This window comes from Stappia taiwanensis (assembly GCF_014635285.1).
GTDB lineage: Bacteria > Pseudomonadota > Alphaproteobacteria > Rhizobiales > Stappiaceae > Stappia > Stappia taiwanensis.
Window position 1 is genome coordinate 56,644 of the sequence record NZ_BMCR01000002.1, and the last position, 24,331, is coordinate 80,974.

The 24,331-nt window shown below is 64.6% G+C and carries 22 protein-coding genes; 13 read left to right on the forward strand and 9 right to left on the reverse strand.

The window, feature by feature from the left end:
• The first annotated feature begins 732 nt into the window (after positions 1 to 732).
• From topA to rpmG, 5 genes are all read left to right on the forward strand, one after another.
• Positions 733 to 3,531: a type I DNA topoisomerase gene (gene topA, locus IEV83_RS04030; protein ID WP_181758871.1), complete on the forward strand. Its 2,799-nt coding sequence runs from the start codon at positions 733 to 735 to the stop codon at positions 3,529 to 3,531.
• Positions 3,528 to 5,855: a ribonuclease R gene (rnr, locus tag IEV83_RS04035; RefSeq protein ID WP_371873399.1), complete on the forward strand. Its 2,328-nt coding sequence runs from the start codon at positions 3,528 to 3,530 to the stop codon at positions 5,853 to 5,855. Before topA ends, rnr begins: the two co-directional genes overlap by 4 nt.
• Complete coding sequence (locus IEV83_RS04040; RefSeq protein WP_181758870.1) at positions 5,852 to 6,319, forward strand: DUF983 domain-containing protein; 468 nt, start codon at positions 5,852 to 5,854, stop codon at positions 6,317 to 6,319. Before rnr ends, IEV83_RS04040 begins: the two co-directional genes overlap by 4 nt.
• On the forward strand, positions 6,316 to 7,065 hold the full coding sequence (locus IEV83_RS04045) for an NUDIX hydrolase (RefSeq protein ID WP_244628065.1): 750 nt from the start codon (positions 6,316 to 6,318) through the stop codon (positions 7,063 to 7,065). Before IEV83_RS04040 ends, IEV83_RS04045 begins: the two co-directional genes overlap by 4 nt.
• Before the next feature lie 180 nt (positions 7,066 to 7,245).
• Positions 7,246 to 7,413: a 50S ribosomal protein L33 gene (rpmG, locus tag IEV83_RS04050; protein WP_181758869.1), complete on the forward strand. Its 168-nt coding sequence runs from the start codon at positions 7,246 to 7,248 to the stop codon at positions 7,411 to 7,413.
• 523 nt (positions 7,414 to 7,936) lie between these two features.
• Here rpmG and IEV83_RS04055 read toward each other — a convergent pair.
• On the reverse strand, positions 7,937 to 9,364 hold the full coding sequence (locus IEV83_RS04055; protein WP_181758868.1) for a PleD family two-component system response regulator: 1,428 nt from the start codon (positions 9,362 to 9,364) through the stop codon (positions 7,937 to 7,939).
• Between the two features lie 15 nt (positions 9,365 to 9,379).
• On the reverse strand, positions 9,380 to 9,748 hold the full coding sequence (locus IEV83_RS04060; RefSeq protein ID WP_181758867.1) for a response regulator: 369 nt from the start codon (positions 9,746 to 9,748) through the stop codon (positions 9,380 to 9,382).
• A gap of 130 nt (positions 9,749 to 9,878) precedes the next feature.
• Between IEV83_RS04060 and IEV83_RS04065 the strand changes: the two genes are divergently transcribed.
• The 3 genes from IEV83_RS04065 to IEV83_RS04075 all read left to right on the forward strand — a co-directional run bounded on the left by IEV83_RS04065 (position 9,879) and on the right by IEV83_RS04075 (position 12,259).
• On the forward strand, positions 9,879 to 10,202 hold the full coding sequence (locus IEV83_RS04065) for a DUF3572 domain-containing protein (RefSeq protein WP_308683725.1): 324 nt from the start codon (positions 9,879 to 9,881) through the stop codon (positions 10,200 to 10,202).
• Positions 10,195 to 10,833 carry a hypothetical protein gene (locus IEV83_RS04070; protein WP_181758866.1) on the forward strand — a complete coding sequence of 213 codons (639 nt, stop codon included), beginning with the start codon at positions 10,195 to 10,197 and terminating at the stop codon, positions 10,831 to 10,833. The genes IEV83_RS04065 and IEV83_RS04070 overlap by 8 nt, the downstream gene beginning before the upstream one ends.
• A gap of 85 nt (positions 10,834 to 10,918) precedes the next feature.
• Positions 10,919 to 12,259, forward strand: coding sequence for a DNA polymerase IV (locus IEV83_RS04075; RefSeq protein ID WP_181758865.1), 1,341 nt, complete (start codon positions 10,919 to 10,921; stop codon positions 12,257 to 12,259).
• Between the two features lie 12 nt (positions 12,260 to 12,271).
• Here IEV83_RS04075 and IEV83_RS04080 read toward each other — a convergent pair whose 3' ends face one another.
• Positions 12,272 to 13,144 (reverse strand): cell envelope integrity EipB family protein, encoded by an 873-nt coding sequence (locus IEV83_RS04080; protein WP_181758864.1) that lies wholly within the window; start codon positions 13,142 to 13,144, stop codon positions 12,272 to 12,274.
• Positions 13,145 to 13,373: 229 nt separating this feature from the next.
• Here IEV83_RS04080 and IEV83_RS04085 point away from each other — a divergent pair, with 229 nt between their 5' ends.
• The 4 genes from IEV83_RS04085 to IEV83_RS04100 all read left to right on the forward strand — a co-directional run bounded on the left by IEV83_RS04085 (position 13,374) and on the right by IEV83_RS04100 (position 16,735).
• The gene (locus IEV83_RS04085; RefSeq protein WP_181758863.1) at positions 13,374 to 13,841 is read left to right on the forward strand and encodes a RidA family protein; all 468 of its coding nucleotides are present in this window, start codon (positions 13,374 to 13,376) and stop codon (positions 13,839 to 13,841) included.
• A 38-nt stretch (positions 13,842 to 13,879) separates the two neighbouring features.
• Complete coding sequence (locus IEV83_RS04090; protein WP_181758862.1) at positions 13,880 to 14,656, forward strand: glycerophosphodiester phosphodiesterase family protein; 777 nt, start codon at positions 13,880 to 13,882, stop codon at positions 14,654 to 14,656.
• 135 nt (positions 14,657 to 14,791) lie between these two features.
• Entirely contained in the window at positions 14,792 to 16,051 is a 1,260-nt protein-coding gene (locus tag IEV83_RS04095; RefSeq protein ID WP_244628066.1) for a GNAT family N-acetyltransferase, read from the forward strand.
• Between the two features lie 255 nt (positions 16,052 to 16,306).
• Positions 16,307 to 16,735: an HIT family protein gene (locus tag IEV83_RS04100; RefSeq protein WP_181758953.1), complete on the forward strand. Its 429-nt coding sequence runs from the start codon at positions 16,307 to 16,309 to the stop codon at positions 16,733 to 16,735.
• 15 nt (positions 16,736 to 16,750) lie between these two features.
• Here IEV83_RS04100 and IEV83_RS04105 read toward each other — a convergent pair whose 3' ends face one another.
• From IEV83_RS04105 to IEV83_RS04130, 6 genes are all read right to left on the reverse strand, one after another.
• Complete coding sequence (locus IEV83_RS04105) at positions 16,751 to 17,407, reverse strand: glutathione S-transferase family protein (protein WP_181758952.1); 657 nt, start codon at positions 17,405 to 17,407, stop codon at positions 16,751 to 16,753.
• 127 nt (positions 17,408 to 17,534) lie between these two features.
• Positions 17,535 to 17,882 carry an AzlD domain-containing protein gene (locus IEV83_RS04110; protein WP_181758860.1) on the reverse strand — a complete coding sequence of 116 codons (348 nt, stop codon included), beginning with the start codon at positions 17,880 to 17,882 and terminating at the stop codon, positions 17,535 to 17,537.
• On the reverse strand, positions 17,882 to 18,640 hold the full coding sequence (locus IEV83_RS04115) for an AzlC family ABC transporter permease (protein ID WP_181758859.1): 759 nt from the start codon (positions 18,638 to 18,640) through the stop codon (positions 17,882 to 17,884). Before IEV83_RS04115 ends, IEV83_RS04110 begins: the two co-directional genes overlap by 1 nt.
• 157 nt (positions 18,641 to 18,797) lie before the next feature.
• Complete coding sequence (gene clpA, locus IEV83_RS04120; RefSeq protein WP_181758858.1) at positions 18,798 to 21,245, reverse strand: ATP-dependent Clp protease ATP-binding subunit ClpA; 2,448 nt, start codon at positions 21,243 to 21,245, stop codon at positions 18,798 to 18,800.
• A gap of 9 nt (positions 21,246 to 21,254) precedes the next feature.
• Entirely contained in the window at positions 21,255 to 21,584 is a 330-nt protein-coding gene (gene clpS / locus IEV83_RS04125; RefSeq protein ID WP_181758857.1) for an ATP-dependent Clp protease adapter ClpS, read from the reverse strand.
• Positions 21,585 to 21,977: 393 nt separating this feature from the next.
• The gene (locus tag IEV83_RS04130) at positions 21,978 to 22,310 is read right to left on the reverse strand and encodes a phasin family protein (protein WP_181758856.1); all 333 of its coding nucleotides are present in this window, start codon (positions 22,308 to 22,310) and stop codon (positions 21,978 to 21,980) included.
• A gap of 551 nt (positions 22,311 to 22,861) precedes the next feature.
• Here IEV83_RS04130 and IEV83_RS04135 point away from each other — a divergent pair.
• Positions 22,862 to 24,301, forward strand: coding sequence for a D-alanyl-D-alanine carboxypeptidase (locus IEV83_RS04135; RefSeq protein WP_244628067.1), 1,440 nt, complete (start codon positions 22,862 to 22,864; stop codon positions 24,299 to 24,301).
• Positions 24,302 to 24,331: the final 30 nt, after the last annotated feature.

Genomic DNA, 24,331 nt, shown 5'->3' on the forward strand with positions numbered 1-24,331 from the left:
CCGCAGTTCCAAGGTCAGCCCACGCGCCGCCGGCAACGTTCCCCCTTGCAGCTTTCCCGCGTCAGGCGATCCCCCTCCGGCCAGGGTCTGGCGGCGACCTCCCGCTGGCTGCCAATCGCCGGTCATATCCGGCCCGGGAAAACAGGGTGTTTGAATCACCCGATACAACCTGAACTAAAATCTCCCAGGGAAATCCAGTTATCCATATGCATAAATATGAAAATACAACCCAGAATTACGGCATATTTTCCACCGACTCGCCTTCACGAGCTGCTTCCATCTCACAGTGCCTTTCAAACGCCTCGACACGAGCCATTTCGAACAAATATGCAAGAAAAGACAAGTCGTTATGCATAGCCAAATCGCGAAGCTCCCGGCACATCTGAGCACAGTAGCGGGCGGCTTCGGACCTGTCTTTGGGGGGTTCAAGCGACATTTTGTGACCCGGGATCTGGCCGATGAAACCGGCGATACGGTTTTATGCAACCTTTGGTTTTCTATAATCATCCTACACGCATCGAATGTTGGTGTGCAAGAAGCCAAAGGCGCAGGCGCGCTTCATCCCGTGCAAAACTCCCCTTGCGTCGCCTCCCCTTGACCTGACGCAGCCGAAAGGTCATTTGACAGCTGTCGCGCAATTGAGGATCGTCCCGCGACATTCATCAATGCCGGCTCCGCTCTCGTGCAGCCGCCATTTCTCGCTCTGAGACGTCGTTTTCCATCTGGGGTCTAATGAATATCGTCATTGTCGAATCGCCGGCCAAGGCCAAGACCATCAACAAGTATCTGGGATCGGAGTATCAGGTCCTGGCGTCCTACGGTCATGTCCGCGACCTGCCGGCCAAGGACGGTTCCGTACAGCCCGACGACGACTTCGCGATGAGCTGGGATGTCGACGCCAAATCGCAGAAGCGGCTCAACGAGATCGCCCGCGCCGTCAAGGATGCCGACCGCCTGATCCTCGCCACTGACCCGGATCGCGAGGGAGAGGCGATTTCCTGGCACGTTCTGGAAGTGCTCCAGAAAAAGAAGGTGCTGAAGGACAAGCCGGTCGAGCGGGTCGTGTTCAACGCCATCACCAAGAAGGCGGTGCTGGAGGCCATGGCCGCGCCGCGCGCCATCGACGTGCCGCTGGTCGATGCCTATCTCGCCCGCCGCGCGCTTGATTATCTGGTCGGCTTCACCCTGTCCCCGGTGCTGTGGCGCAAGCTCCCCGGCGCCCGCTCCGCCGGCCGGGTGCAGTCGGTCTCGCTCCGTCTGGTCTGCGACCGGGAAGCGGAGATCGAGCGTTTCGTCAAACAGGAATACTGGTCGATCCTGGCCAACCTGCAGACCGCCGCCGGCGCCGGCTTCCAGGCGCGGATCGCCACCTACAACGGCAAAAAGCTGGGCCGCCTCGACATCGGCTCCAAGGCCGAGGCGGAGGAAATCGCCGCCCTGCTCAATGCCGCGACCCTCTCGGTTGCCAGCGTGGAATCCAAGCCGCAGCGCCGCCACCCTTCCGCCCCCTTCACCACTTCGACCCTGCAGCAGGAAGCCTCGCGCAAACACGGCTTCTCGGCCGCCCGCACCATGCAGGTGGCGCAAAAGCTCTATGAGGGTGCCGAGACCGGCGGCGAGACCGGCGGCCTCATTACCTATATGCGTACCGACGGCGTGCAGATCGCCGGCGAGGCCGTGGCCCAGGCGCGCACGGTGATCGGCGCCGAATTCGGCTCTGAGTTCGTGCCGGAAAAACCGCGCCACTATTCCTCCAAGGCCAAGAATGCCCAGGAGGCGCACGAGGCGATCCGTCCGACCGACCTCTCGCGCCTGCCCCGCGATGTCGCCCGCTTCCTCGACCCGGACGCGGCCAAGCTCTATGAGCTGATCTGGAAGCGCACCATCGCCTCTCAGATGGAATCCGCCGTTCTGGAGCGCACCACCATCGACATCGACGCAACGGCCGCTTCCGGCAAGGCGGGTCTGCGCGCCACCGGCTCGGTGGTTCGCTTCGCCGGCTTCCTGTCGCTCTATCAGGAAGGCCGCGACGACGAGGAAGACGAGGAAAGCCGCCGTCTTCCCGCCGTGGCAGGTGGCGATGCCCTGACCCGGGTGTCGGTCGAGACCGCCCAGCATTTCACCGAGCCGCCCGCCCGCTTCACCGAGGCGACGCTGGTGAAGAAGATGGAAGAGCTGGGGATTGGCCGCCCCTCCACCTACGCCTCGACGCTGCAGACCCTGCGCGACCGGGAATATGTGAAGCTCGACGGCAAGCGGCTCATCCCGGAGGACAAGGGCCGGCTGGTCATCGCCTTCCTGGAAAGCTTCTTCGACCGCTATGTCGAATACGACTTCACCGCCGCGCTGGAGGAAAAGCTCGATCGCATCTCCGCCGGCGAATTGTCCTGGAAGGATGTCTTGCGCGATTTCTGGAAGGATTTCTCCAACAGCGTTCACGAGATCAAGGATCTGCGCGTTTCCGAAGTTCTCGACGCGTTGAACGAGATTCTCGCCGCCCATGTCTTCCCCGACAAGGGCGATGGCGAGGATCCGCGCAAATGCCCGGCCTGCGGCATTGGCCGCCTGTCGCTGAAGGTCAGCCGCTTCGGCGCCTTCGTCGGCTGCTCCAATTACAACAAGGAAAAACTCGACGGCAAGGTGCCGAACGAGGACCCGCCCCATTGCGGCTATACCCGCCAGCTCACGGCGAACGGCTCCGGCGGCGATGCGGAAATCGCCGATGGGCCCAAGCTCCTGGGCCAGGATCCGGAAACTGGCCTCGACGTCACCCTGCGCAGCGGCCGGTTCGGCCCCTATGTGCAGCTTGGCGAGGAAGCCAAGCCCAAGCGCGCCTCGCTGCCGCGCGGCTGGCAGGTCGGCGAGATGGATCTGGAAAAGGCGCTCCAGCTCCTGTCGCTGCCGCGCGAGGTCGGCCCGCACCCCGAAGACGGCAAGATGATCAGCGCCGGCATCGGCCGCTATGGCCCCTTCGTGCTGCATGACGGCACCTACGCCAATCTGGAAAGCCCGGACGAGGTGTTCTCGGTCGGCATCAACCGAGCGGTCGACGCCCTGGCGCAAAAGCGCGCCAAGCGCGGCGGTCGGGCCACGGCCACGCCGCTGAAGGAGCTGGGCGAGCATCCCGATGGCGGACCGGTCACCGTTCAGGACGGCCGCTACGGGCCGTACGTGAAATGGGCCAAGGTCAATGCCACCCTGCCCAAGGGCACCGACCCGCAGACGGTGGAGATGGACCAGGCGCTGGCGCTGATTGCCGCCAAGCTGGAAAAGAGCGGCAAGGGCAAGACCGCCGCCAAGAAGCCGGCGGCGAAGAAAACTGCTGCCAAGAAACCGGCCGCCAAGAAGACCGCGACCAAGACCGCCACGGAAAAGGCCACGACCGCGAAAAAAGCCCCGACGAAGAAGGCTGCAACCACAAAGACGGCGGCCTCCAAGACGGCGGCCTCCAAGACGGCGGCCTCCAAGACGGCGGCCAAGAAACCGGCAACGCGAAAGGCCGCGACCACCGCAGCGGATGACGGATCTTGACCCGCAAGCCGACGAAGAAGCCGCGACATCCAAAGGTCAAGGCCAAGGCCAAGGCGGCGGCCGATCTGCCGGGCCGGGATGAGATCATGGCCTTTGTCGCGGCCAATCCCGGCATGGCGGGCAAGCGGGAGATCGCCCGGCATTTCGGCATCACCGGCGGTGCCCGCATCTATCTGAAGAAGGTGCTGCGCGAGATGGCCGAGGATGGCCTGATCGAGAAGCGCCAGAAACGCCTGATCCGCGCCGGCGATCTGCCGCCGGTGCTGGTGGTGACCGTCGTCGGCCGCGATGCCGACGGCGAATTGCTCGCCGAGCCGGGCAACTGGAACGAGGACGAACAGGGCGCACCGCCCAAGATCCTGCTCTTGCCGGAGCGCCACAAGGCACCGGGCCGCGCCACCGGACTGGGTGACCGCGCACTGGTGCGCATCACCGGCGATGCACCGGGCGCGGAGGCCAAACACGCCGCGCGCATCATCAAGCCGCTGGAGCGACAGGCCGCCTCCGTCCTCGGCATCCTGCGCATTGGCGGCGGGCGCACCTTTCTGGAGCCGATCGACCGGCGCCAGCGGGAGCTGGACATCGACACCAGCGACCTGAAGGAAGCCAGCGACGGCGATCTCGTCGCGGTCAGCCTGACCGGACGCAGCGGGCGCTATGGCACCTCGCGGGCGCGCATCACCCGGCGCATCGGCGCGATGCATTCGGAAATGGCGATTTCGGAAATCGCCCTGCACACCCACGGCATCCCGCACAGCTTCCCCACCTCGGTGATCGAAGCGGCGGAAAAGGCGGTGCCGGCCACCCGGGCGGGACGGGACGACTGGCGCGACCTGCCGCTGATCACCATCGACCCACAGGACGCCAAGGATCACGACGATGCGGTGCACGCCGCCCCCGATCCCGATCCGGCCAATCCCGGCGGCCATATCGTTACGGTCGCCATTGCCGATGTCGCCTATTACGTGCGCCCGGGCGAACCGCTCGACCGCGAGGCACACCTGCGCGGCAACTCGGTGTATTTCCCCGACCGCGTCATTCCCATGCTGCCCGAACAGCTCTCCAACGGCCTGTGTTCGCTGAAAGAGGGCGAAGACCGGCCGGCGATGGCCGTGCGCATGGTGTTCGACGCCAAGGGCAACAAGAAGAGCCACCGCTTCCACCGCATCACCATGCGCTCGGCGGTCAAGCTGTCCTATTCCGAAGCCCAGGCTGCCATCGACGGCAAGCCGGTCGAGGCGGTCAGCGAGGCGGTGCTCGACACTATCCTGAAGCCGCTCTGGGCCGCCTATGACAGCCTGTGCAAGGCACGCAAGGCGCGCGAACCGCTCGATCTAGATTTGCCGGAGCGCAAGATCCGCCTGAAAGACGACGGCACCGTCGACGATGTCTACACGCCCGAGCGCCTCGAAGCCCATCGGCTGATCGAGGAGTTCATGATCCAGGCCAATGTCGCCGCCGCCGAAACGCTGGAAAAGGCCAGCGTGCCGCTGCTCTACCGGGTGCACGATGCCTCCAGCCCGGAAAAGCTGGAAGCGCTGAAGGAGTTTCTCTCCACCATCGGCATTCGCCTGTCCGCGCCCGGCGGCCTGCGGCCGGCGATGTTCAACGCCATCCTGCACAAGGTGCAGGACCGGCCCGACGCGGAGCTGGTCAACCAGGTGGTGCTGCGCAGCCAGGCCCAGGCGGAATACGCACCGGAGAACATCGGCCATTTCGGTCTCAACCTGCGCCGCTATGCCCATTTCACCTCGCCAATCCGCCGGTATGCCGATCTGATCGTCCATCGCGGACTGATCCGCGCGCTGAAGCTTGGCGACGACGGCTTGCCCGATGGCATGGAAGGCAAGCTGGAGGCAATCGGCGCCGATGTGTCGGCCACCGAGCGCCGGGCGATGCTGGCCGAACGCGACACCGTGGACCGGCTGATCGCCCTCTGGCTGGCCGACCAGGTCGGCGCCCGCTTCACCGGACGAATCTCCGGGGTTGTGAAATCAGGGCTGTTCGTGCGGCTCGACGACAGCGGCGCGGACGGGTTCGTGCCCGCCTCCACCATCGGCGACGACTACTACCACTACGACGAATCGTCGCATTCGATGTCCGGGCGAACCACCGGAGAAACCTTCTCTTTGGGCGACCGGGTCGAGGTCCGGCTTGTCGAGGCCGCCCCCTATGCCGGATCCCTGCGGTTTGAACTTTTGAGCGAAGGCCACTATCACAAACGTAAGAGTGGTGGGGAGCGGTCCCATTCCGGACGACGCAAACATAAGCCGCGCAGCGGCACAGCGGGACGGGACCGAAAATCGAAAGGTCGACGAAGATGACAGTCAGCTACGCCGGAGCAGGGGAGGCGCCCGTCGTTGCCAAGAGCAAGCCGAAGCGCGATGTCGGTCGCGCCATGTGGCTTGGAACCAAGGGGCACTGCCCCAGTTGCGGAACCGGCCGTCTGTTCGGCAAGTATCTGAAGGTCGAACCGGTCTGCGCCACCTGCGGCGAGGAACTGCACCACCACCGGGCCGATGATGCCCCGCCCTATTTCACCATCTTTGTTGTTGGCCACGTCATCCTGCCGATCGCCTTGGCCGTGGAGGTTGCCTTCACCCCGCCCATGTGGGTGCATTTCGCGATCTGGCTGCCGCTGATCGTCCTGTCGACGCTGGCTGCCCTGCCGCCGATCAAGGGCGCGCTGATCGGCCTGCAATGGGCCAACTACATGCACGGGTTCGACCCCAACGCCATTGGCGATGACGAGCCTGCCTACGACTTTGGCGGAGACCCGCGACCTTGACGACAAAGGAAGACCTGACCCGGCGCCTGACAGCGGCCGAACGCAACACCAGCGACCCCAACCTGCGCCCGCGCGATGCCTCCACCCTGCTGATCCTCGATCGCAGCGGTGGCGGCGTGCCCCGGGTGCTGATGGGCCGGCGGCACGAGCGGCACCGGTTCATGCCGGGCATGTTCGTCTTTCCCGGCGGCCGCGTCGACCCCGGCGACAGTCGCGTTCCGGTGCGCGGCACGTTCCATCCGGAGGTGGAGCGCAAGTTGCGCCATGAGATGAAGGGGCCGAAGACCGCCGCCCGTGCCCGCGCCTTCGCGGTCGCGGCCGTGCGCGAGACCTATGAGGAAGCCGGCGTGTTCGTCGCGGGCCAGGCCGAACAACCCTGGGCCGGCAAGGACGATTTCGCCGCGTTTTCCGAGCGCGGCCTCATTCCGGATCTGACGCCGATGCGCCTTATTGCCCGGGCGATCACCCCGCCGCGCCGGCCGCGGCGCTTCGACACCCGTTTCTTCGCCGTCTTCGCCGATGCCATCGCCGATCAGCTCAAGGAGGGGACCGGCCCCTCGGGCGAATTGCAGGATGTGCACTGGCTGCCTCTCGACGAGGCAAAGTCGCTGGAGCTGCCGACCATCACGCTGACCATCATCGACGAATTGCAGGCGCGCCTGCGCGATGATCCGGACCTGGCGCCGGCAGTGCCCGTGCCGTTTTATCACTGGCGTGGCAAGGGCTTCGTGCGCGAGGAGATCTGATCCTGCGGCGGCGGGACCGGCACGGGCGTTTTCCCGGTGCCTTCCCCACCCTTCCCGCTTGACTTTAACGGCGCGAAACGTATGGTGCGCCCTCAGTTTCCCAAGATCCCCGGTGGAACGTCTTCTCCCAGTTAGCGGAGCCTTGGACGCACGGCCGGAACAAGCTCAAGGACGAAATCGATGGCCAAGGCGACCACCATCAAGATCAAGCTTCAGTCGACGGCCGACACCGGCTTTTTCTATGTGACCAAGAAGAACTCCCGCACCATGACCGAGAAAATGGTCAAGCGGAAGTACGACCCGGTCGCGAAGAAGCACGTCGAGTTCCGCGAAGCGAAGATCAAGTAAGCTAGCGCTTGGGCCCGTCCGCCCCGCGCGGACGGATGGCCGGCGCGAAGCTCTGCCCCTCGACGGGCACGTATCAAGGCCCTCCGGGGCCTTTTTTCGTGGCCTCAGGCTATGCCTCAGCTTGCCGACGCAGGCACGCACGGAAAGACCGTGACGCGCTCGAAACGCCGCACGTGGGCAAGATCCGGAATAAATCGGTGGGGCGATAGACGACGCGACGACCGGTGACAGCACAGATCATCCGAGGAGGCCACCCCGATCCACGCCGACACCGGTCAAACCCTACGGTGTCAGGAGATGCGGCGGACCTGAACCTTCCGTAGGGCGCGATGAACCAGACAACCGCCGTCAGCCGGGCGAGTGACTGGTCCATTCTTCGCATTCTGTGAGAATGCATGCGTCGGAAGGCAGACTAGCGAATCAAACCGTCGAATCAACTCATGCGAGCGTTTTGTTAAGGGATAATTTACATTTCATGTAAACGAGATGGATAAATAACCTGAGAGTGTTCAAACAGACACACTCAACCCATGGTTTTCCGCGCTAAAGGCGGCACGACCGCCTCCTTTCCGATTCTCTTGTCCGCCGCGCCCTCGTCGAGCGCGATTCGGTTGCGCCCGGCGCGTTTCGCGGCATAAAGCGCCTGGTCCGCGCGCCGGATCAGCGCATCGCCGCCGTCCTTCTCGCCCAGATACTCGGCAACGCCGATGCTTGCCGTAACCGCAATGCCTTCTTCCCCGGTCCCCGGGGAAAACGGCTTGTCCATGATCACCCGGCGTAACCGCTCGGCCGCGTTGGCGGCATTCTCCGCATTGGTCTCCGGCAGCAGGATGATGAATTCCTCGCCGCCGAACCGGCAGGCCAGATCAAGGCCCCGGGTGTGCGCGCGCAGCCGGTGGGCAAATTCGCGGATCACCACATCGCCCACGTCATGGCCATGGGTATCGTTGATGACCTTGAAGTGGTCGATATCGAGCAGAAGCAGCGCCAGCGGCTCGCCCTGTTCCTCCGCCTGCCGGATCTGGGTCGTCAGGTGCCGCTGCAGGTAGCGCCGGTTGCACAGGCCGGTCAGCGGATCGGTGATCGCCATGGCGATCGTTTCTTCCACATCGCTCAGGAGCCGGTCATTGCCGACCTTGTGGCGCACCTGTGCCCGCACCCGCAAAAGGAACTCGGTCTTCTCGATCGGACGGGCGACATGGTCGTTGACGCCCAGTTCAAGCGCGCGGATCACCCGAACCCCATCCTGTGGCCCGGTAAGCAGCATGATCGGCACCAGGCGGGTGCGCTCCAGCGCCCGGAGCTGCGAACACAGGCGCAGCGCATCGTAGCCGCCCAGCGCCAGATCGACGATCAGCGTATCGAAATCTTGCTCGGCCGCACGAATCAGGGCCTGCGGCGCGGAGCTTTCCACCTCCACCCGGAATTCCGGTCGCAGGATCTCAAGCAGGTGCTCGCGTGTCTGCGGGTTGTCATCGACGAGAAGCAGGGTCTTGCGCCCCTGTTCCGGCTCTTCGAAGCCGGAGCCGCCGCCAAATTGCGATCCGGTCAGCGCCCGCATCCGCAATTCGTCCGTGGCTCGCTTCAGGCCGACAAGGTTCTTCACCCGGGCGATCAGCGCCAGGTCGTTCACCGGTTTGGTCAGAAAGTCGTCGGCACCGGCCCGGAAGCCCTCGATCCGGTCTTCGGCGCGGTCGAGGGCCGTGATCAGGATGACCGGGATATGCGCGGTGCGCCGATTGGCCTTGAGCCGCCGGCAGACCTCGAACCCGTCGAGCCCCGGCATCATCACATCAAGCAGCACGATGTCGCAGGGCCATTCCTCGACCAGCGCCAGCGCTTCCTCGCCGCTCGTCGCCGCCTCCACCTCGAAATAGTCGACCGCCAGCCGCGCCTCGAGAAGACGGATATTCGCCTTGACGTCGTCGACGACCAGAACGCGCCCTGTCATGCCCCCGACCTGGTTTCAGTCGCCCAGATACGAACGAACGGTTTCAAGGAATTTCGCCACGGAGATCGGCTTGGAAATATACGCCTCGCAGCCACCCTGACGAATCCGCTCCTCATCCCCCTTCATTGCGAAGGCGGTCACGGCGATCACCGGGATCGTCTTGAGATCGTCGTCTTCCTTGATCCATTTGGTGACCTCCAGCCCGGAAACCTCCGGCAACTGGATGTCCATCAGAATCAGGTCCGGGCCATGCGCGCGCGCCAACTCCAGCGCTTCCATGCCGGTGCGGGTTTGCAGCGTCTGGTAGCCATGCGCTTCCAGCAGATCATGAAACAGCTTCATGTTGAGTTCGTTATCCTCAACAATCAGCACGGTCTTAGCCATTGTTCTCGCCTTCGTCCCCGCGCGTGGCCCAACTCCCTCGCGCCGGATCAATGCCCGCGATCAGCAAGCACGAAGGCGTCACTGGCGTTGGCCCCACTCCCACGTTAGGTACCATATATCGTAGACGGAATTGGTTTCGGAAAGGCAAACACAAATGATGTCGCAAAAAGAGGCGCGCCTGACCGCCGAAAACGCCGAGGCGCTGGCCGCCGATGCGCTGGCCTATCTCGCCGGCGATATGGAACATCTCGGTCGTTTCCTCGCTCTTAGCGGAATCGGTCCGGCGGAACTGCGTGAGGCCGCCGAAGAGCCCGGTTTTCTGGTCGGCGTTTTGGAGTTTTATATGGCACACGAACCCTTGCTTCTTTCTTTCTGCGAGACGCGCGCCATTCGTCCGACCCTTTTTGCCGCCGCCCGCTTCGCTCTGGACGGAGCCACGCCGCAGGATGGCTGAGCCGGGCCGCCCCACCGCCGGCCACAGCGCCCGGGCCCTGATCCTGTGCGATGTGGATGAAGTGGTGCTCAATTTCATCCCCCATTTCGAGGATTACATGGGCCGCTCGGGCCTGCGTTTTGTCAGCCACGAGTACCGCCTGGCCGGCAACATCGCCGATGACGACGGTCAGCTTCTTGGCGCGGAGGCGATTCCCGCCCTGCTCGCCGGGTTCTTCGATGGCTGGTGCGACAGGCAGACGCCGGTACCCGGCGCCGCCACCGCCCTTGCCTCCCTGTCCCGCCATGCCGATGTCATGTTCCTGACCAACCTGCCGGGCGCGCAGAATCGCGAGCCCCGCGTCGCGACCCTGCGCCGGCTGGGCATGGATTTCCCACTTGTCACCAATTCGGGTCCCAAGGGCGATGCCGCCGCGACCCTTGCCGCCGGGCGGACCGGGCCGCTCGTCTTCATCGACGACAGCCCGGTGAACATTCGCTCCGTCGCCGCCACGGTGGAAAACTGCATCCTGATCCAGTTCATCGCCGACCAGCGCTTTCGCGATCAGGCGGGCGAACTGGCGGAGGCGGATCTGAAAACCGGTGACTGGTCCCGTGCCGAGGCGTATATTCGCCAGCGGATCGCAAGCTGAGGCTTGACGCCGGGACGGGGCCGGAATGGGGCGCCGAAGGTTTGGCGTCGCACCGGTCCGCCGCCCGGACCGGGACCCAAGGATCATGACACAGCCGCCCGCCCCCGATCAGCCTGACGCCCCGTCCACAGCGGGTACCGAAGCGAGCCCGGCGCTGTGCCGCGACTGCGGCGCCCGTCAGCCGGCGACGCTGGCGCGCTGCCGAACCTGCGGCAGTCCGCGTCTGCTGATCCATGAAGAAATCGACAGCCTGTCGATTGCTCATATCGACTGTGATGCCTTCTACGCCTCGGTGGAAAAGCGCGACAACCCGGGGCTGGCCGACCGGCCGGTGATCGTCGGCGGCGGACAGCGCGGCGTGGTCTCCACCTGTTGCTATATCGCTCGCATTCACGGGGTGCGTTCCGCAATGCCGATGTTCAAGGCCCGGCAGGCCTGCCCGGATGCGGTGATCATCAAGCCGGATATGGCGAAATACGCCCGGGTCGGCCACGAGATTCGCGCGCGCATGACCGCGCTCACGCCCCAGGTGGAGCCGCTGTCGATCGACGAGGCATTTCTTGACCTCACCGGCACCCGGAAGCTGCATCATGCGAGCCCGGCGGAAACCCTTGCCCGCTTCGCCCGCGAGATCGAGGCGGAGATCGGCATCACCGTCTCCATCGGTCTCGCGCCCAACAAGTTTCTCGCCAAGATCGCCTCGGATCTGGAAAAGCCGCGCGGCTTTTCCGTCATCGGCGCGGCGGAGGCCGCCCGTTTTCTCGCCGACAAGCCCGTCGGAATGATCTGGGGCGTGGGCAAGGTGTTGCAGGAAAAGCTTGCCCGCGACGGGCTGACCACCATCGGCCAGTTGCAAGGGCAGGATCCGGTGGTACTGGCCAAACGCTACGGGGCGATGGGCCTTCGCCTCGCCACCCTTGCCCATGGCAAGGACGAGCGCCGCGTCTCCCCCGACCGGGAGACCAAGAGCGTCAGCAACGAAACCACCTTCAATGAGGATATTTCCTCACCCGAACGGCTGCGGGCGGTGCTGCGCCGGCTGAGCGAGGAGGTGTCCCGGCGGCTGAAGGCGGCGGATCTGGCCGGACGCACCGTGTCCCTGAAGCTGAAGACCGCCGACTTCCGGACGATCACCCGCTCGCGCACCCTCTCCGACCCGACCCAGCTTGCCGACCGGATCTTCCGCGCCGGCGACAGTCTTCTGGCCGGAGAGGCCAATGGCCGCCGCTTCCGGCTGATCGGCATCGGCGTCAGCGAGTTCAGCGATCCGGCCCAGGCCGATCCCGATGACCTCGTCGATCCGGAGGCCGCCCGCCGCGCCAAGGCGGAACGGGCGGTCGACGCGCTCAGGGACAAGTTCGGCAAATCGGCGGTGGAGCTGGGGCTCACCCGCGCCGGCGACCGCCGCCGCCAACGCGACCAGTAGCCCGCCCCGCGTTCAGCGGTCGCAGGCGCTTGGGTCGAACGGGGTCAGCTCCACCAGATTGCCGCGCAGCTCCAGATCACCATAGTCGAGCAACAACCGCCGGCTGATGCCGTTTTCATAAAGCAGAAAGCCCAGTTGATAGACCGGGGTGCGCTCGCCGGTCTGGTTCGCCTGATCATCGAAATAGGCGATGGTCACCGGCCAGTGCGGCACGTTGCCGATCTTCGCCACCGCCTCCGCATTGTCGCGTTCGGGCGCGCCGGCGCCCTCGCGGCGAGCACCGATCACCGAGGAGGTGCCATAGAGCTTGTCGCCGCTCTCCGAGCCGTCGAACACATCGGCGGTGAAGATCACCTCGCCCTTCGCCGCGCTCTCCAGCAGCAGGTTCATGTGCTGGGTGGGAAACAGCACCGAGGCGGGAAGGTTCACCTTGCGCTCGGCCGGCTTTTGCAACTCGACTTCCGTTGCCGCCTTCTCATGCCGGGCCCGCCCGCGGGTTTCCTCGCTGAGCTTCTGGTTGATGAAAGTCTTGGACAGAAACTGATAGGCCTTGCCCGCCGGCTCCTCGAAGGAACTGGTCTGCAGATCGGTGATCCGCACCTGTCCATTGTCGTCGGCGACCTGGGTGACAAAGCGGAAGGAGACGCTGTAGCCATCGCAGGCGCTGCCGGTCAGCTCATAGACCATGCGCCCGCGCACGCCGGACACGCCGGCAGCGCTGGAGGTCTCGGCCAGCGTCACGTCATAGACCGCCCGGTGCGGCTGCAGCCCAGCAAGGGCTTGAGCTTCCCCGCCGCTCGCGCCCAGCGGCAGGGCCGCCACACCGCAGAGGCTCAGGATCGCCGCCCCCGTCCGTCGGAGCGCCCCGCCGGTCGCTCTGTTCAAAACACGTCTGTCCAGGGCATGGGCTCCGGGAGTTCCGTCTCGCACGTCATTCATTTCATACTCCTCGCCCCAATGCCTTTACCCCCAATACCTTCGCCCATTCTCCCCCATCCGGCCCGCCGCATCCAGCCCTTGCGGACAGGCCGCCGGCGAATGTTCACCGCTTCGCTTGAAGCGCCCGGCGAATTGCGCCAAGGTCGCCGCCACAACGCGATTGAAAGGACTGCACATGTCGGGACAGATCGAGGCACGCTTGGCCGAACTCGGGGTCACCCTTCCGCAGGCGGCGGCGCCGGCCGCCAACTACCTGCCCTTCACCCGCAGCAGCAATCAGCTTTTCATCTCCGGCCAGATCCCGATGGGACCGAACGGGCTGGAATTCCAGGGCAAGCTCGGCGACGGCTATGGCGTTGAAGACGGCCAGCAGGCCGCGCGGCTTTGCGCGATCAACCTGCTCGCCCAGGCCAAGGCCGCGCTTGGCGACCTCGACCGCATCGTCCGGTTGGTGAAGATCGTCGGTTTCGTCAATTGCGCGCCCGATTTCGGCGATCAGCCGAAGGTGGTGAACGGCGCCTCGGACTTCTTCGTTGCCGCGCTCGGCGAGGAGAAAGGCCCGCACGCCCGCTCCGCCGTCGGTGCCGCCTCGCTTCCCTTCGGCGTTGCCGTCGAAGTCGAGGCGATCTTCGAAATCGCCTGACACGCCTTCGCTCCCTTTCAAGGACAGATACCACCGACATGCGCGACCTTTCCTGGTTGACCGCCCGGCCGATCGCCCACAGGGGCTATCACGATGCCGCCCGCGGCTGCATTGAAAACACCCCAAGCGCGGTGACCGCGGCGCTCGACAAGAGCTTCTCCATCGAGGTCGACCTGCAGGAAAGCGCGGACGGCCAGCCGATCGTCTTTCACGACGACACGCTCGACCGGCTGACCTTCGACAGCGGTCCGGTGATTGCCCGCACGGCGGCGGAGCTGCGTGCCGTGCGTATGCGTGGCACCGACGACCCCATGTGGCTGCTCGATGACCTGTTGGCGCTGGTCGGCGGCCGCGTCGGCCTGTGCATCGAGATCAAGTCGCGTTTCCGTCGCACGCCATCGCGCGACTTCATCGCCGCCATCGCCACCAGCCTGCAGCGCTACGACGGCCCGGCGGCGGTCAAGTCGTTCGATCCGGACATGCTGGCCCTGATGCGGCAGGCCGCGCCGGAAATCCCGCGCGGCGCCCTTGGCGATGGTGCTCGCGACCTCAAGGAATGGGGCCGTGCCTCCCGGGTGGAGCGGTTCGCCCTGCGCCACATGCTGCACGCGCCGCGCACCCGGCCAAGCTTCGTCTCCTATTGGGTCAAGGACCTGCCGGCCCTGGCCCCGTCGCTGCTGCGCCGGCTGTTCGGCCTGCCCCTGATCACCTGGACCGTGCGCACGCCCGAAGACCGGAAGCGCGCCGAGCTCTTCGCCGATCAGATGGTGTTCGAGGGCTTCGACCCGGACGCGCAGGACAGCGCGGCAACCTAACCGGCACGGCGACCGGCGGACGCGCCCTCCCATGGGGGTGCATTTTCGCTGCCCACGCCCTAGGTCATGACAGTGCGGGGCGGACCACGCACCACAGGAAGACAGAGCCCCGCAACAACCGAGAGGCACCGTTCCGTGACCGCCAGCGACGACCCGAACGAGACCTTCCGCATCCGGATCATCGACCGGCTGAGCGACATTCCGCGCGCGCAATGGGACGCGCTTGCCAATCCGGGCTGGCAACTGGGTTCCGGCGGTGCCCTGCGCGAAAATCCCACGCTTGAATCATCATGTCAGGCAAAGGAATCAGATTCTCAGGAAACCGCCTTCAACCCCTTCATATCACACGACTTTCTTTCAATCCTCGAAGAGGCCGGCTGCGTCGAGGCCCGCACCGGCTGGCTGCCGCAGCATCTCCTTCTGGAAGGCCCGGACAACGCGCCGCTCGCCGCCCTGCCCTGCTACCTCAAGACCCATTCCATGGGCGAGTACGTGTTCGATCACGCCTGGGCCGACGCCTTTCATCGTGCCGGCGGCGAATATTACCCCAAGCTGCAATGCTCGGTCCCCTTTACCCCGGCCACCGGACGGCGCTTTCTCACCGGCACCTCGCCCCGGCGCGAGGCGGCCATCTCCGCCCTTGGCGCGGGCCTGCGCGAGCTTTGCCGCCTGCGCGACGCCTCCTCCGGCCACATCACCTTCCTGACCAAACGTGAATGGGAACTCCTCGGTGAGGATGGCTACCTGTTGCGCATGGATCAGCAATTTCACTGGGCCAATCGCGGCTACGCCGATTTCGACGCCTTCCTCGCCGATCTCTCCTCACGCAAGCGCAAGCAGATCCGCAAGGAGCGCCGCGCCGCGCTGGCGCCGGGCATCACCATCGACTGGGTCACCGGCAACGACCTGACCGAAGCCCATTGGGACGCGTTCTTCGCCTTCTACATGGACACCGGCAGCCGCAAATGGGGCCGCCCCTATCTCAATCGGACGTTCTTTTCGCTGCTGGGTGAACGACTGGCGGACCGGGTGCTTTTGATCATCGCCCGGCGCGAGGGACGGATGATCGCCGGCGCCCTCAACCTGATCGGCTCCAACACCCTGTTCGGGCGCAACTGGGGCTGTATCGAGGACCAGCCGTTCCTGCATTTCGAGGTCTGCTACTATCAGGCCATCGATTTCGCCATCGCCACGGGGCTCGACCTCGTCGAGGCTGGCGCGCAAGGCGCCCACAAGCTGGCACGCGGCTACCTGCCCACGCCGACCTACTCCGCTCACTTCATCACCCACCCGGGATTCCGCCAGGCGGTGGCCGATTATCTGGAGGAAGAGCGGACGGCGGTTGCCATGGAAAGCGCCGCCATCGCCGAACACTCTCCCTTCCGAAAAGGGTGAACATCCCCGCGCAAGCGATTCTTCCGACTCATCAATTTCGCGCCACTTGAATCAGTTCCCGAGGCACCCGACCCACCGCCCCTTTCCCGTAGTTGAATCACTTTCTGAAGCAGGTGTTGAATCAGAACTTGAAGCCGGGCCGTCTTTGTGGTGCCAAGGACAAGGATGCACCCGGTGCCCGAATGCACCTTTTACGCGACGGGAAGCGGCCCTGCCGCCCCTCGCCCGTTATCGGAGATCGAGCTGACCATGCCCATCACGCCTTCCGCCTATGACGACCAGAACATCTTCGCCAAGATCCTGCGCGGCGAATTGCCGAGCCACAAGGTCTACGAGGACGATCAGACCATCGCCATCATGGACATCATGCCGCGCGGCGATGGGCATGTGCTGGTGATCCCGAAAGCCCCCTCGCGCAACATCCTCGACATTCCCCAGGCGGACCTCAATGCGACGATGGCAACGGTCCAGAAGCTGGCCCGCACCCTGGTCGAGGTGTTCGACGCGGATGGCTGCACCGTGCAGCAGTTCTCCGAAACCGCCGGCGGGCAGATGGTGTTCCACACCCATGTGCATGTGATCCCGCGCTTCGATGGCGTCCCCTTGCGCCCGCACAGCGGCGAGATGGCCGATGGCGATGTGCTCGCAGCCCATGCGGAGAAGATCCGCGCAGCGCTGGCCTGACGGGCCGGGCCGACCTCAGGTGCCGCCGCTCGCCTTCGCAGCGGCGGCGGCTTCATGCTCCGCCTGGAGCCGCACCTCATCTTTAAAGACGCGCTGGAAGCTCGGCCGGGCGGCGATACGCTCGGCATAGTCGGTGAAAACCGGCAGGTCCGGGACCAGCTTGAGCATCAGCGTCCAATACAGCACCGATCCCCAATGGATGTCCGCGACGGTGATCCTGTCACCGAAGAGGTAGGGCGCCTTGCCAAGCTGGTCGGCCAAAACCTCCATCACCTGGTCATAGCTGCCGTAGGGCGACTGCGAACCGGGATCATGGCCGAGGGACTTGTCAATCAGGGCCGGCTCGAAGCAGGCGGCAGAGAACGTCATCCAGCGCAGATAGGCGCCCCGGCGCGGATCGCCGATGGCCGGCGTCAGCCCCGCCTGCGGGAAGAGGTCGCCGACATAAAGCGCAATGGCAACGGATTCGGTCACCACCGTGTCGCCATGGGTCAGCGCTGGCACCTTGCCGAGCGGATTGATCGCCAGATAGTCGGGCGACTTCAACTCACCGGTCCGCATGTTCAGCACGTGAAGGTCGTAGGGCGCGCCGAGCTCATCGAGCAGCACGCGGGCGGTGCTGGCGCGGCTGCCGGGCATATAGTAGAGCGTCAGCTTGTCGGCGGAACTGATGTCGGACATCGGGGTCTCTCCTTCGGGGCGTTGCGAACGGCGCGCTATCGCGCCATCGAGGCGGTGGCGTAGCAGCCCCCTGCTGACAGCGCCCTGTCAGCAACCCGTCCTGTCCCGCACTTTGTCCTCAGCCGAGACCGACCAGCAGCCAGCCACCGATCAGCACCACCTCGGCCGCCAGAACACCGACCACCACCCGCTGCCCGCCGACCAGGAAGGCGGCAAAGCCGCTGGCGGCGGCGGCGAGCCGCAGCGCCACCGGCGCATCGGCCAGCGCCCCAGCGGGAAACAGGATCAGCTTGGAGATCACCCCGGCGACAAGCGCGGTCGCCACCGACCGCACCCAGAGCAGCAGCTCGCTGTCCTCGCGCAGCCGGCCGCTGAGCAGCACCCCAAGCCAGCGCCAGACGTCCGTCGCCAGCCAGCCGGCGACCAGGATCATGGCATAGGGCCACCACCACACCTGCTCAGCCATCAGCGAAATCCCCGGCGCGCAAATCGCGTCCCCAGATAGGCGAGCGTCCCGCCGACCAGTCCGGTCCACAAAAGGTCGAGCCCCGGAAGTGACAGAAAGAACACCGGCCCCAGCGCCAGGCCGGCCAGCAGCGCCGCCTTGTCCGCCGCAACCCGCGCCGCGCCCCAGAGCGAACAGAGGAAATAGACCGGCGTCAGCATGAACAGCGCGCCGGCCACCATCATCGGCATCCGCTCCACCAGCAGATAGGACGCGCCGGTGACACAAAAGACGAAGCTGGTCAGGCTGGCGCCAAAGCCGAAAAAGAACGGCAACCGCCCTTCGCGTGGAAGGTCTTCCAGGTTGCGCATGGCAAAGACCCATGCAGTGACGGCGACGAAATGCGACGAAACCAGAAGGTGCCAGCGCCGGGTCTTGCCCTCCACCCGCAACAGCGGCATCAAGGCCATGGTCATCGGCATCAGCCGCACCGAAGCCAGCGCCACGGCAATCGCCGCCGGGATCATGCCCATCCCCGCCGAAATCGCCCCCGTCAGCACCACGATGCTCGGCAAGGCCCAAACCAGCCCGGTCAGCATCAGGGTTTCGGACAGGGACAGCCCGCTTTCCCGGGCAAGCCCGGCATAGCCGACGAAGGCGGCGGACAGGATCAGCGCCGGGATCGACACTGCGGCACGGGTGCCGCGAAGCATCCAGCTCAAGGGGCGGATCTGCTCGGGAGAGGATGGCTCCGGCAAGCGGGAAGAAGCGGCGGGCATGATGGATCTGTCTGGCAATGTGGGCGGCACACCCGGGGCGGACGCCCGGATGGCGGAAGGGAAGAGATACCCCTACCTAGCAGCAGATCCGTGAAAAGCAAATCGCCGGACGGCGGACGGGAAGAACGGCGACAGCACCGCTCTTCCCTCGCTAGCCTCAATCCGCCAAAGGCACCTTCGGCACCAGGCTCTTCTTCGGCCCGCCGTCGTCCTTGCGGGCCGGCGGCGATGCCTGCGCCTTCTTGGCTGCGGGCTTGCGCTTGCGCTTCGGCCGCGCCGCCTTCGGCTTGTCGGTGGCGGTCGCCTTGGGCTTGACCGGAGCATCCTCGATGCTTTCCAGAAGCAGCCCGGCCTCGTCCTCGCTGACCGAGACCTTGACCATACCGCCCTTCTTCAGCTTGCCGAACAGCACCTCGTCGGCAAGCGGGCGCTTGATGTGCTCCTGAATCACCCGGGCCAGCGGCCGGGCGCCCATCTGCTCGTCATAGCCCTTGTCCGCCAGCCAGGCGATGGCTTCCGGAGTCAGTTCGAAGGTCACGCCGCGCTCGGCCAGCTGCGCCTCAAGCTGCATGACGAACTTCTCGACGATCCGGTGCACCACCTCGGTCGGCAGGCTGCCGAAGGCGATCACAGCATCCAGCCGATTGCGGAACTCCGGCGTGAACAGCCGCTTGATCGCCTCCTGATCCTCGCCCTCACGCTTGGCGCGGTTGAAGCCGATCGGCGGCTTGGCCATATCGGCGGCGCCAGCGTTGGTGGTCATGATCAGGATCACATTGCGGAAATCGACCTGCTTGCCGTTGTGATCGGTCAGCTTGCCGTGATCCATGATCTGCAACAGGATGTTGAACAGATCCGGATGGGCCTTCTCGATCTCGTCGAGCAGAAGCACGCAATGGGGATGCTGGTCGACCCCGTCGGTCAGCAGGCCGCCCTGGTCGAAGCCGACATAGCCCGGAGGCGCGCCAATCAGCCGCGACACCGTGTGCCGCTCCATGTACTCCGACATGTCGAAGCGCAAAAGCTCCACCCCGAGCGAGGCGGCGAGCTGGCGCGCGACCTCGGTCTTGCCGACGCCGGTCGGACCGGAGAACAGGTAGTTGCCGATCGGCTTGTCCGGTTCGCGCAGGCCCGCACGCGACAACTTGATGGCCGAGGCCAGCGTCTCGATGGCCGTATCCTGGCCATAGACCATCCGCTTCAAGGTGGCGTTGAGGTTCGACAGCACCTCCTCGTCCGACTTGGACACCGACTTCGGCGGGATCCGCGCCATGGTGGCAATGGTGTTCTCGATCTCCTTGACGCCAATGGTCTTGCGCCGGCGGCCTTCGGGAATGAGCTTCTGCGAGGCGCCGGATTCGTCGATCACATCGATGGCCTTGTCCGGCAGCTTGCGATCGTTAATGTAGCGCGCCGACAGCTCCACCGCCGTCTTGATGGCGTCATTGGTGTAGCGCACCTTGTGAAAATTCTCGAAATACGGCTTCAGCCCCTTCAGGATCTCCACCGCATCCGGGATCGTCGGCTCGTTGACGTCGATCTTCTGGAACCGGCGCAGAAGCGCCCGGTCCTTTTCGAAAAACTGACGGTACTCCTTGTAGGTGGTCGAACCGACGCAGCGGATCGTGCCGGAGGCGAGCGCCGGCTTCAACAGGTTGGAGGCATCCATTGCCCCGCCCGATGTGGCGCCGGCGCCGATCACCGTGTGAATCTCGTCGATGAACATCACCGCGCCGGGATAGTCCTCGATCTCCTTCACCACCTGCTTCAGGCGTTCCTCGAAGTCGCCGCGATAGCGGGTGCCGGCGAGCAGCGCGCCCATGTCGAGCGAGAAGATCGTCGCATCCTGCAACACTTCCGGCACATCGCCATCGACGATCCGCCGCGCCAGCCCCTCGGCGATCGCGGTCTTGCCGACCCCCGGATCGCCGACGAACAGCGGGTTGTTCTTCGACCGGCGGCAGAGAATCTGAATGGTCCGCGAAATCTCCGCCTCACGGCCGATCAGCGGATCGATCTTGCCGGCCCGCGCCTTGTCGTTGAGGTTGACGCAATAAGCTTCCAGCGCGTCGGTCTTCTGCTTCGGCTTCTCGCCAGGACCGACACCCTCTTCGGCCGCAGCCTCCTCATCCGCACCGTGCACCGGGCGGGTCTCCGACATGCCGGCCCGCTTGGCGATGCCATGGGAGATGTAGTTGACCGCGTCGTAGCGGGTCATGTCCTGCTCCTGCAGGAAATAGGCGGCGTGGCTCTCGCGTTCGGCGAAGATCGCGACGAGCACGTTCGCGCCGGTCACCTCTTCCCGGCCCGAGGATTGCACATGGATCACCGCGCGCTGGATGACCCGCTGGAACCCCGCCGTTGGCTTGGAATCGTCGTCGCCCTCGATCACCAGATTGTCGAGTTCGGTATCGATGTATTCGACCAGATTGCGCCGGAGGATATCCAGATCCACGTTGCACGCGCGCATCACCGCGGCCGCGTCCTGATCATCGATCAGCGCCAGGAGCAGATGCTCCAGGGTCGCGTATTCCTGCTGCCGCTCATTCGCATAGGAAAGAGCCTGATGCAGCGCCTTTTCGAGACTTCGAGAGAATGACGGCACGAGCGACCCCTATTTTTTTTCCATTACGCATTGCAAAGGATGCTGGTGTTTGCGCGCAAAGTCCATGACCTGCGTAACCTTGGTTTCCGCCACCTCATAGGTGAACACACCGCATTCCCCAACGCCATGGTGGTGAACATGCAACATGATCCGGGTGGCTTCTTCGCGGTTTTTCTGGAAAAAACGCTCCACCACGTGGATCACGAACTCCATGGGCGTGTAATCATCGTTCAACAGCAGCACACGATAAAGATTTGGCCTTTTCACGACGGTGCGTGTTTTTGTGGCCACCAGGCTTCCGGTGTCGTCCCCATTGCCATGCTGTGGTTTCTTCGTCATTGCCGCCCAAAGCCCTCGTCCTGCGCGCCGGTTTGTCCGGCTGCGCGATCGCTCTCATCCGGTTTCCATCCGCGCCGGCCCGGCGCTTGATGGCCAAGCCTATACCCATTGTTCGTGCTCCGCACGACCCTGGTTGGCGCGGCAGGTCGGGTCAGAACAGGCATGGGAGAGGCCGGCACGGCCCTCACACCGGCACAGCCAACCCAAAACGCCGCTCCTCGCCCGGCTCTTCTCTTTCCTATGTATGTCATCCAAGCCGAGGCTCAATCCCCGAGCCGCCCGGAAGCCCGGTTCTGGCAAAAAGATCGGCCGGAAAACAAAAAAAGCCCGGCGCGAGGCCGGGCTTAGAGAACCGCTGCGGATCGTCGCAGCCGGTCTTGTCCTGGGAGGGACTTACTTGGAAACCTTCGCCATCACGCCCTCATAGGGCTTGTAGGCGTCCTTGGCCGCTTCGGTGTACATCTCGCCGAGCTTGGTCACTTCACCGACGAAGCCCTCATAAGCGGTCTTGACGTACTCGCTGTGCGTCTCGAACGCCTTGTCCAGCGACTTGGCGGAGACGAGCTTTTCCATCGCCGAGGAGCCTTCCTCGAAGGACTTCTTCTGGAAGTCGGCAACCTCGGACGCAATCGCCTGCATGCCCTTGGTCATGGCGCCAAAGCTCTCCATCATGACGTCCATGTTGTCCTTACCGAGCTTCTGAATGTCTTCAAAATTGTTGAACATGATGACTCCTATCATTTCATACGAACCATCGCACGCCCAACCGCCGGTCGACCTTCTGGCCAGAACACGATGAAGGCGCCGAATTTTGCGCTGCGTGATTGCAATATATGCACTGCACAAATTTTGTCAATCTTCGCTTCCGCAGCGCAGCATGAACTAAGGACTAATACGCGGCGACCGGAGAGTGCCACAACTTCGCCGCGCTTCTTGCCCATAGGCGAGACAGGAGACCGAGCCAGCAAGCTGGAATCCCTCCGGCGCAAATGCTCCACGGACCGTTGGCCAGGGGAAATTCATCACAAAACGATCGATGCCGGTAACTGCGCATTAACTGCCATTTGCGATTCTCGCCTTACGAAATTGCAGAGGCAAACCGGCTGATTTTCAGGGAAACAGGGTAGGTCAAACGCTCGCGTTTGGAGATTTGTAACCTTGTTTCGCGCAGATTGGCCGCGGGCTTCACGGTAGCTCGACCACCGGCATGCACAAAGTTGATGTGCGCTTCGGGGCGACGCCGCTGCACCAACACCTGGCCCGAATGGGGTGACATTGTGCTGAGTAAAGGTGTCAATCGCGCGCAGCGCGTTTTCACGGGATTCGTTCGCGGCGCCATCGCCGCCGGTCTGGCGATCGGGGTCTCCCTGGCCACGCCGCAGGCGGCGAGCGCCAATCCCAAGTATTCCGGCATCGTCGTCGATGCCAAGACCGGCAAGACGCTCTACAGCTACAAGGCGGACACGCCGCGCTATCCGGCCTCCCTGACCAAGATCATGACGCTCTATGTCCTGTTCGAGGAGTTGGAAGCAGGCCGAAAGTCGCTGAACAGCCGGCTCAAGGTCTCCAGGCATGCCGCCAGCCGTCCGCCTTCAAAGCTCGGCCTGCGTCCCGGCAGCACCATCCGCGTCAAGGACGCGATCCTGGCGTTGGTGACCAAGTCGGCCAATGACGTGGCCGTGACCGTGGCGGAAAACGTGTCCGGCTCCGTGCCGGCCTTCGCCAAGCGCATGACCCGCACCGCGCGCCGGCTCGGCATGAAGAACACCACCTTCCGCAATCCGTCGGGCCTGCCCAACTCCCGCCAGAAGACGACGGCACGCGACATGGCGCTGCTGGGCCGTGCCATTCAGGAGCGGTTTCCCAAGTATTACAAATACTTCAAAACCCGGGTCTATTCCTACAAGGGCCGGCGCTACGGCAACCACAACCGGCTTCTGGGCAAGGTCAAGGGCGTCGACGGCATCAAGACCGGCTACATCCGCGCTTCCGGCTTCAACCTGGTGACCTCGGTAAAGCGTGACGGCCGGCATATCGTCGCCGTCGTCATGGGCGGCCGCACGGGTGCATCGCGCAACAAGCAGATGAAGAAGCTGATCGCCAGCTACCTGCCGAAGGCCAAGCGTGGCCGCCGTACCGCACCGGCACTCGTCGCCAGGGTTCAGGAGCTGCGCAACGTTCCCCGGCCGCAGTTCAAGCCGGCGATCCCGGTCGTGGAGGAGGAGACCCTCACCGGCTCGATCATCCCGGTTCCGCAGAAGCCGGCACTGGCCGCCGCGCTGCGCCGCAAGACCCTGGCCTATGCGGCGGCGACCAAGCCGCTGGCCGCGATCCCGCTGCCCCCGGTGATGCGCGTCAACACCCAACGCATTCGCGCCGGCATCACCGCCACCGCCCAGAACACGGTGGCGGAAACGGAGACCACCAGCGGATCGGTCACCGTGGCGGCCAACAACTCGGCCGATCCGGAGCCGGGCTGGCAGGTGCAGATCGCCGCGGCCGAAACCGAGGACGGCGCCATCGCCATGCTGAAGAAGGCCAAGGGCAAGCTCGGTCGGGCGCTGCGCGGCTACGACCCCTACACCGAGCCGGTCCAGTCGGGCGGCGCCACCCTCTACCGGGCACGCTTCGTCGGATTTGAAACCAAGACGGCGGCGTGGAACGCCTGCCGCAAGCTGAAGTCGGCCCGTTTCAACTGCTACGCCGTCTATCAGTAAAAAAACATCGCCCCCGGGGTGGACGGATCG